Below are 7,813 nucleotides of genomic sequence, written 5' to 3' on the forward strand. Positions count from 1 at the left end.
GGTCGTCACGCGGCTGGTGCTCGACGCGAGCACCGAGCTGTTCGACGCACTCGGCGCCTCGGCCACGCTGCGCACGCACGGGCTGGACCGCTACTGGCGCAACGCGCGCACCATCTCCTCGCACAACCCGCGCGTCTACCGCGAGCGCCAGGTCGGCGCCTTCGCGGTCAACGGCACGCCGCCGCCGACCTTCTACCGCGTCGGAAAGAGCTGAACGCGGCCGGCGGATATGGATAGACGAATCGCTTCCTTCCGCCCCGTTCTACCCGCGGGTACTTTCGGGCCATCGCCGTTGTCCTCCAGGAGATCGCCATGAGCCTTGCCACCGCCCACCCGGCCCCGCGTGCCGGCCGCAACGACGAGCCGCCCGTGCTCGCCGAATCCGTTCTCGAACGCATCGGCGCGCGCGCGGCCGGCTACGACCGCGAGGGCCGCTTCTTCGACGAGGACCTCGAGGACCTGCGGCGCGCCAACTACCTGAAGCTCTGGGTGCCCAAGGCGCTCGGCGGCCTCGGGCTGGACCTGCCCGCGGTGCTGCGCGAGCAGTCGCGGCTGGCCTACTTCGCGCCGGCCACGGCGCTGGCCATCAACATGCACCTGTACTGGAGCGGCACGGCCGCCTACCTGCATGCGCGCGGCGACCATTCCACCGACTGGATCCTGCGCGAGATCGTCGACGGCCGGATCTTCGCGGCCGGCCACGGCGAACCCAACAACGACCTGGGCCTGGCCGCCTCGACGGTGAAGGCGCAGCCGCTGCCGGGCGGCGACTACCGCTTCGACGGCCGCAAGGTGTTCACCTCGCTGGCACCGGTCTGGGACTGGCTCGGCGTGCACGGCCTCGACGACTCCGATCCCGCGCGGCCGCGCATCGTGCATGCCTTCATCCGCCGCGCCGATCCGGGCCACCGCACCGAGGCGACCTGGGACGCGCTCGGCGTGCGCGCCACGCGCAGCGACGACACGGTGCTCGAGGGCGCGGTGGCGCAGGCGGCCTACGTGTCGCGCGTGCTGCCGGCCGGCCCGCCCAGCGATCCCTTCGTCGACGGCATCTTCGGCGCCGCGATCCTGCCGATCGCCGCCGTCTACTTCGGCATCGCGCGCCGGGCCTTCGACCTCGCGCTCGAATCGGCGCGCAAGCGCCACTCGGCCGCGCTCGGGGGCAAGAGCTACGCCCACCATCCGGCCGCGCAGTTCGCGGTGGCGCGTGCCGCGATCGAGCTCGACAGCATCGAGGCCCTGCTCGAGCGCACCGCGCGCGACTGGGCCGAGGGCGCGGACCACGGCCCGCTGTGGCCTGCCAAGCTGCTGGCGGCCAAGCAGCATGCGGTGGACGGCGCGCGGCGCGTGGTCGACCTCGCGACCGAGGTCGTCGGCGCCTCCTCGCTGCTGCGGCGCAACGAGCTCGAACGCCTGGTACGCGACGTGCGCTCGGGCCCGTTCCATCCGCCGAACTCCATCGCCAGCCACGACGTGATCGGCAAGAGCTACCTCGGCGTGCTCGGCGAGCCGGCCCAGGGCTGAGGGCTACTGCGCAAACGCATCGAGCGCCAGCGCGCCGGCCGGCCGGTCGAAGCGCTGCTCGATCTGCTGGATCGCCTGCGCGAGGAACTGCAGGAACATGCCCATCGCCACCGCTGTGGTCTGGCCCGCGCGCTGGTAGAGGCAGCTGAACGAGCGCGCGCCCGCGTCGGCCAGACCGGTCCACACCAGGCGGCCGGCCGCCACGTCTTCCACCACGTTCTCGGCGATCAGGAAGCCGATGCCCGTGCCGCCGGCCACCAGCCGCCGCACCATCGCGACCGAGCTGGTCTCCACCAGCGGGCGGGTCTGGCGGTGCGCGCGCAGGTCGATCTGGTCGACCATGGCGCGCAGCTCGGTATCGGGCGTCATCAGGATCAGCGGATGCTCGAGGCAATCGCGCAGCCGCGGCAGCTTGCCCAGCGCCGTGAGCGGATGGCCGGGCGGCGTGACCAGCCCGAGTTGCTGCGCGAAGGCGCCGATCTCCTCCACGCCCGGCGGCGGCTTGCGGCGCAGGCAGTAGCCGATGTCGGCCTCGCCGGTGGCGACCCAGCGCAGGATGTTCTCGCCGCTGCCAGAGCGCACGCCGTAGGTCACGCCGGGGTAGCTCTTCATCGCGGCCTCGATCACCTCGGGCACCAGCTGCTCGGCAGAGGAATGCGAGACCGCGAGGTTGATGTGGCCGCGGCGCAGCGAGCGCAGGTCCTCGACCTGGCTCAGCGCGCTGTCGAAGTCGCGCTGGCCGCGGCGCACCGCGGCAATCATGATCTCGCCCGCCGTCGTGAGCTGCATGCCGCGCGGCAGCCGGTCGAACAGCGGCGCGCCGACCTGCTCCTCGAGGTTGAGGATCTGCTGGTGCACGGCCGCGGCCGTGAGGTGCAACGACTCGGCCGCCTTGCGGATCGAGCCGCGGCGGGCGACCTCGTCGAAGCAGCGGAAGGACTGGGAGATGGCGCGCATCGGGGCAATGTACGTTTTTTCCTGACGCACCGTTCAAAACAATCAGATTTTCCTGACGGCTCGGGCGGCCTAGATTCGGCGCCATCGCATTGAGGAACCCGTCTTGAACACTCGTACCCGTCCCGCCTCCACCGTCGACCAGGTCACGCAGCGCCGCCGCGGCGTCGGCCTGATCGCCCACGATCCCGTGCTCAGCGCGGGCGGCTACACGCTGATCGCGCCGCAGACCGCGCGGGGCCACGTCTACCTCGTCGGCATCGACGGCGAGGTGGTCCACCAATGGAAGCTGCCGGTGCGCGCGGGCCGGCATGCCGTGATCCTCGACAACGGCAACCTCGGCTACAACGGCAACCACGCCGACTCGCCCGACCGCTACCCCGCCTGGTCGATGTGGCACGGCGGCGACTTCCGTGAGCTCACGCCCGAGGGCGAGCTGGTCTGGCACTACGAGGACCCGTCGCATCACCACGACGCCATGTGGCTGCCCAACGGCAACCTGCTGTACGCGGCCTGCGCGCCCGTGCCCGCCGACTTTGCGCGCCGCGTGCCCGGCGGCACCGCGCACGGCACGGACGACACCATGTACGGCGACGTGATCCGCGAAGTGAACCGCGCGGGCGAGATCGTCTGGGAATGGAAGTGCTGGGAGCACCTCGCGCCCGAGGATTTCCCGATCCATCCGGGCTTCGGCCGCTACCACTGGCCGCTGGTCAATGGCCTCGACGTCGACGCCAACGGCCTGGTGCTCATGAGCCTGCGCACCACCTCGGGCGTGATCGGCGTCGACAAGGCCAGCGGCCAGGTGCGGCTGCACATTCCGCCGAGCGTGGTCTCGCACCAGCATGCGCCGGTGGCGCTACCCAATGGCCGCATCCTGGTGTTCGACAACGGCAACTTCCGCCATGGCGCGCACGTGGCCTTCTCGCGCGTGCTCGAGATCGACCCGGCGACCCACGAGGTCGCGTGGTCCTATGCCGACGAGATGGTCAACGCCTTCTACACCGCCTTCATGGGCAACGCGCAGCGGCTGCCCAACGGCAACACCCACGTCACCGAGTCGGCCACCGGCCGGCTGTTCGAGGTCACGCCCGAAGGCGAGGTGGTCTGGGAGTACGTGATCCCGTGGTTCGACGAGTACCCCGACGAGGCCGCGCGCAAGACCGGGCCGGGCCGGCTCAACAGCGTGTTCAAGACCTACCGCTACACGCGCGAGCAACTGCCGTGGCTGCGGGCCTGATGACCGATCGCGCCATGAAAACCTCCACCCTCATCGCCCGCGCGCTGTGCGCCGCCGCCGCGCTGCTCCCCTTCGCCCATGCGGCCAGCGCCGCGCCCGAGCTGCAGAACGTGCGCATCCTCTCCAACTGGTTCGCGCAACCCGATCAGGCCGGCTATTGGCAGGCGCAGCAGGACGGCCTCGGCAAGGAGGCCGGCATCCGCATCAGCGTGCTGCAGGGCGGCCCGAAGATCCAGACCGTGCCACAGGTGGCTTCGGGCCAGGCCGAGTTCGGCATCGGCAATGCCGACGACGTGCTGCTCGCGCGGCTGCGCGGCGCGCCGGTGCGCGCCGTGTTCGCGCACCTCGACCACGTGCCCTACACGCTGGTCTACCACGCCGACCCGGCCGTCAAGGGCATCGCCGACCTGCAGGGCCGCACCTTCGCGGTCAACATCGGCAATGCCTACTGGGAGTGGACCAAGAAGCGCTACAAGCTCGCGAACACGCGCGAGATCCCGGTCTCGGGCGACCTGAGCCTGTTCCGCGACGATCCAAAGATGGTGCAGCAGGGCTACTCGCTGTTCCTGCCCGCGCGCATGGCCGCGAGCGGCCTCGCGGTGCAGCAGATCACGCTGGCCTCGCTCGGCTACCGGCCCTACAGCGTGCTGTTCACCACCGACGAGCTGATCCGCACCAGGCCCGCGCTCGTGAAGGCCGCGATCGCCGCGGTGCAGCGGGGCTGGCGCAACTACGTGCGCGACCCGTCGGGCCTCAAGCCGCTCTTGACCGGCATGAACAAGCAGATCTCGCCCGAGATCTACGACGCCGCCAACAAGCTGATGATCGAGACGCTGGTCTCGCACGACCTCAACCGCGTCGGCTGCATGGACGATGCGCGCTGGAAGGAGCTGGCCGGCCAGTTGCGCAGCGTGGCCTTCCTGCCCGCGGGCTTCGACGAGCGCCAGGCCTACGACCGCGGCCTCGTGCCCGGCTGCCAGCCATGAGCATCGGCGCTTCGATCGCGCTCGAGGGTGTCTCCAAGCGCTTCGACAGCGGCCTGCAGGCGCTCGACCCGATCGACCTCGAACTGCGCGCCGGCGAGTTCGTCTCGCTGGTCGGCCCCTCGGGCTGCGGCAAGTCGACGCTGCTGCGCATCCTGGCCGGCCTGGTCGCGCCCAGCACCGGCCGCTGCCGCCTGGCACCGGGCGCCGAGGCCGCCAGGGCCTTCGTGTTCCAGGAGCCGGCGCTGCTGCCCTGGCGCACCGCCGAGCGCAATGCGCAGCTGCTGATGGAGCTCGAAGGCCTCGCGCCCGAAGAACTCCAGCGCCGCGCCGCCGAGGCACTCGCGCTGGTCGGCCTCGCGGGCATGGAGAAGCTCTATCCGCACCAGCTCTCGGGCGGCATGCGCATGCGGCTGTCGCTGGCGCGCGCGCTCGCGCTGCGCCCCGGCCTGCTGCTGCTCGACGAGCCGCTGGCCGCCGTCGACGAGCTGTCGCGCGAGCTGCTGCAGGAGGAGCTGTCGGCGCTGTGGCGCCAGGCCGGCTTCACCGGCGTGCTGGTGACGCACAGCGTGCACGAGGCCGTGTTCCTGTCGAAGCGCGTGGTCGTGATGTCGCCGCGGCCGGGCCGCGTGGTCGAGGTCGTCGAGGTGCCGTTCGCCTTTCCGCGCACGCCGCAATTGCGCGCGAGCGCGGAGTTCGCGCGGCTGGCTGGCGAGGTGACGGCCGCGCTGCGGCGCGAGACCGTGCCGCGCGCGGCATTCGCATGAGGAAGGAAGCGTCATGAACCCAACCTCCTCTTCGATCGCCGCGCGCTGGACGCGCGACGCCTGGCCCGTCGTGCTGGTCGCCGTGCTCGTCATCGGCCTGTGGTTCGCGCTGACCGCCACCGTCTACCGCGGCAAGGGCTACCTGCTGCCCTCGCCGCTCGAGGTGGGCGCGGCCGCCATCGAGAACGCCGGCCTGCTGCTGATGGCCGCCTTCACCACGCTGAAGGAAGCGAGCCTGGGCTTCCTGATCGCCATCGTCGGCGGCATCGCGCTGGCGGCGCTGCTGAGCCAGTCGCGGCTGCTCGAGCGCAGCCTCTATCCCTACGTGGTGCTGCTGCAGACCGTGCCGGTGGTGGCGATCGCGCCGCTGATCGTGCTCTGGTTCGGCTACAACGAGGGCTCGGTGGTCGTGATCAGCCTGATCATGTCGCTGTTCCCGATCGTCAACAACACGTTGCTGGGGCTGCGCTCCACCTCGCGCAACCTGGTCGAGCTGTTCGCGCTGCACAACCGCAGCCGCTGGACCGCCTTTCGCAAGCTGCAGCTGCCCGCGGCGCTGCCGCACATCATCGCGGGCCTGCGCGTGTCGGCGGGGCTGTCGGTGATCGGCGCCATCGTCGGCGAGTTCATCATCGGCTCGGGCAATGCCGAAGGCGGGCTCGGCGTGCAGATCGTGTTCGCGCAGGGGCGCATGTACACGGCACTGCTGTTCGCCGAGGTGATCGCGGCCACGCTGCTGGGCTTCCTGTTCTTCGCGCTCGTGAGCGCGGTGGGGCGCGCGCTGCTGCGGCACTGGCACGAGTCGGCGATGCCGGGCTGAGACCCTTCAGTCCAGCCAGCCGCCGCTGTCGTGCACCGCGCGACCGCCGACCAGCGTCAGCTCGGCATGCACCTGCCCCAGCGCCTCCAGCGGCACCGTGAGCGGATCGGCATCGAGCACCGCGAGGTCGGCATAGCGTCCCGGCGCCAGCGTGCCCTTGCGGTCCTCCTCGAAGCTCAGGAAGGCGCCGTTGCGCGTCACGGTCTCGAGCGCCTGCAGCCGGCTCAGCGCCTGGCCCGGGCCGATGGCGCGGCCGGTGGTGCGCTCCTCGCGTGCCACCGAGGCCCACACCGCGGTGAACAGGCTCACGGGAATGTTGTCGCTGCCCGCGGCCAGCGGCAGCCCGGCCTCGAGCAGCGCGCGCTGCGGCAGGAATTCCTCCTGCCGCTCGAGGTCGGCCAGCCGCGGCGCGCCGTTCTTCCACAGCATGTAGAACGGGATGCTCGTGACCATCAGGCCCAGCCGCTTCACGCGTTCGATGTCGGAGGCCGTGACGTAGCCCACGTGCTCCACCACCCAGCGCCGGCCCGCGAGCGGGAAGCGCGCGTCGATGGCCTCGAACACCTCGAGCACCTCGGTCAGCCGGTCGACCACCACGCTGTGCACGCGCAGGTCGTGCTCGGCCGCGAGCCAGGCGTAGTCGCGGAAGTCCTCGATGCGGTTGGCCCATTCGACGAAGCCCATCCAGCCGGTGTTGGGCAGCGCGCGCCGCACGGCATTGGCCGCGGCGCGGTCGCCGCCCAGACCGACGTAGATGCCGCCGATGGCGAGCATCGGGTCGCCGCTGCCGCGCCCGCGCGCATGCGCGAGCCAGTCGCGCATCGCGAGCCGCGCCTCGGCCACGTTCGACCAGGTCGGGCTCACGCACAGGCGGGTGCGCATGCTGAGCCCGCCCTCCTCCCACAGCCGGCGATAGACCGCGATGGTCTCGGGCGAGGAGCCGTGGCCCTCGTAGATGCTGGTGGTGCCGCAGGCGTGGTAGAGCGGCAGCGAACGGCGCAGCCCCTCGAGCCGGTCGTCGAAGCCGAAGGCCGGCACCTGCGTGAGCACCGAGAACTCGACCAGCGGCCGCTTGTTGGTCTCGACGATCACGCCGTTGGGCCGGCCGTCGTCGCCCAGTTCGATCTGCAGCCCGCCGCAGTCGGGGCAGGTGTGCTCGTCGATTCGGTGCAGCGCCAGCGCGCGGCTGTTGAGCGCGCTGTGGCCCGGCGGCACGCCCCAGTTTCCGAACAGGCCCGGGATGTAGACGGGATGATCGGGCGCCACCGTGTCGAGCTCGTGCCGGTTCGGCATGCGCCGCTCGGCCAGGTTGGACGGGCCGCCGAAGTAGAACGGCGGCCGGCCCACGGGCATGGTCACGATCCAGCGGCCCGGCGGCGTGCGCGCGGCCTCGGCCGCGACCACCGCCAGCACGTCGGCGATGCAGGTGGCATGCGCGAGGCTGGGCCGCAAGGTCTTCAGGCCCTCGCGCTCCATGTGCGCATGGGCGTCGACGAGGCCGGGCAGCACGGTGCGGCCGCCGAGA

General features: G+C 71.4%; 7 protein-coding genes and 1 pseudogene. 6 read left to right on the forward strand and 2 right to left on the reverse strand.

The genetic code is table 11. From position 1 onward, the window contains the following. Both AC27VN_RS26020 and AC27VN_RS26025 read left to right on the forward strand, forming a co-directional pair. Positions 1 to 214 (forward strand): annotated as a pseudogene (locus AC27VN_RS26020) (acyl-CoA dehydrogenase family protein); the annotation flags it as partial. Between the two features lie 98 nt (positions 215 to 312). After that, positions 313 to 1,524, forward strand: coding sequence for an acyl-CoA dehydrogenase family protein (locus tag AC27VN_RS26025; protein WP_490878398.1), 1,212 nt, complete (start codon positions 313 to 315; stop codon positions 1,522 to 1,524). Between the two features lie 3 nt (positions 1,525 to 1,527). On the opposite strand, the gene AC27VN_RS26030 is transcribed toward AC27VN_RS26025, so the two are convergent. Continuing rightward, positions 1,528 to 2,481: a LysR family transcriptional regulator gene (locus AC27VN_RS26030; RefSeq protein ID WP_413765540.1), complete on the reverse strand. Its 954-nt coding sequence runs from the start codon at positions 2,479 to 2,481 to the stop codon at positions 1,528 to 1,530. A gap of 103 nt (positions 2,482 to 2,584) precedes the next feature. Here AC27VN_RS26030 and AC27VN_RS26035 point away from each other — a divergent pair, with 103 nt between their 5' ends. From AC27VN_RS26035 to AC27VN_RS26050, 4 genes are read left to right on the forward strand one after another with little or no spacing between them, the layout of a single operon-like run. Further along, positions 2,585 to 3,718, forward strand: coding sequence for an aryl-sulfate sulfotransferase (locus AC27VN_RS26035; protein ID WP_490878399.1), 1,134 nt, complete (start codon positions 2,585 to 2,587; stop codon positions 3,716 to 3,718). 14 nt (positions 3,719 to 3,732) lie between these two features. Next, positions 3,733 to 4,704 carry an ABC transporter substrate-binding protein gene (locus AC27VN_RS26040; protein WP_490878400.1) on the forward strand — a complete coding sequence of 324 codons (972 nt, stop codon included), beginning with the start codon at positions 3,733 to 3,735 and terminating at the stop codon, positions 4,702 to 4,704. Beyond that, positions 4,701 to 5,468, forward strand: a complete 768-nt coding sequence (locus tag AC27VN_RS26045; protein WP_208508870.1) for an ABC transporter ATP-binding protein — start codon at positions 4,701 to 4,703, stop codon at positions 5,466 to 5,468. The genes AC27VN_RS26040 and AC27VN_RS26045 overlap by 4 nt, the downstream gene beginning before the upstream one ends. Before the next feature lie 13 nt (positions 5,469 to 5,481). Next, positions 5,482 to 6,288: an ABC transporter permease gene (locus tag AC27VN_RS26050; RefSeq protein ID WP_413765544.1), complete on the forward strand. Its 807-nt coding sequence runs from the start codon at positions 5,482 to 5,484 to the stop codon at positions 6,286 to 6,288. 6 nt (positions 6,289 to 6,294) lie between these two features. Here the strand turns inward: AC27VN_RS26050 and AC27VN_RS26055 are convergent. Continuing rightward, on the reverse strand, positions 6,295 to 7,813 hold a 1,519-nt coding region (locus AC27VN_RS26055; protein WP_490878401.1), incomplete at its 5' end, for an amidohydrolase.

This window comes from Variovorax sp. 20P10.2.4 (assembly GCF_058244205.1).

Bases quoted from the DNA above. Each gene is read 5' to 3' on its own strand.
- AC27VN_RS26030 (WP_413765540.1), bottom strand. From the start codon at position 2,481: ATGCGCGCCATCTCCCAGTCCTTCCGCTGCTTCGACGAGGTCGCCCGC.
- AC27VN_RS26050 (WP_413765544.1), top strand. From the start codon at position 5,482: ATGAACCCAACCTCCTCTTCGATCGCCGCGCGCTGGACGCGCGACGCC.
- AC27VN_RS26045 (WP_208508870.1), top strand. From the start codon at position 4,701: ATGAGCATCGGCGCTTCGATCGCGCTCGAGGGTGTCTCCAAGCGCTTC.
- AC27VN_RS26040 (WP_490878400.1), top strand. From the start codon at position 3,733: ATGAAAACCTCCACCCTCATCGCCCGCGCGCTGTGCGCCGCCGCCGCG.
- AC27VN_RS26025 (WP_490878398.1), top strand. From the start codon at position 313: ATGAGCCTTGCCACCGCCCACCCGGCCCCGCGTGCCGGCCGCAACGAC.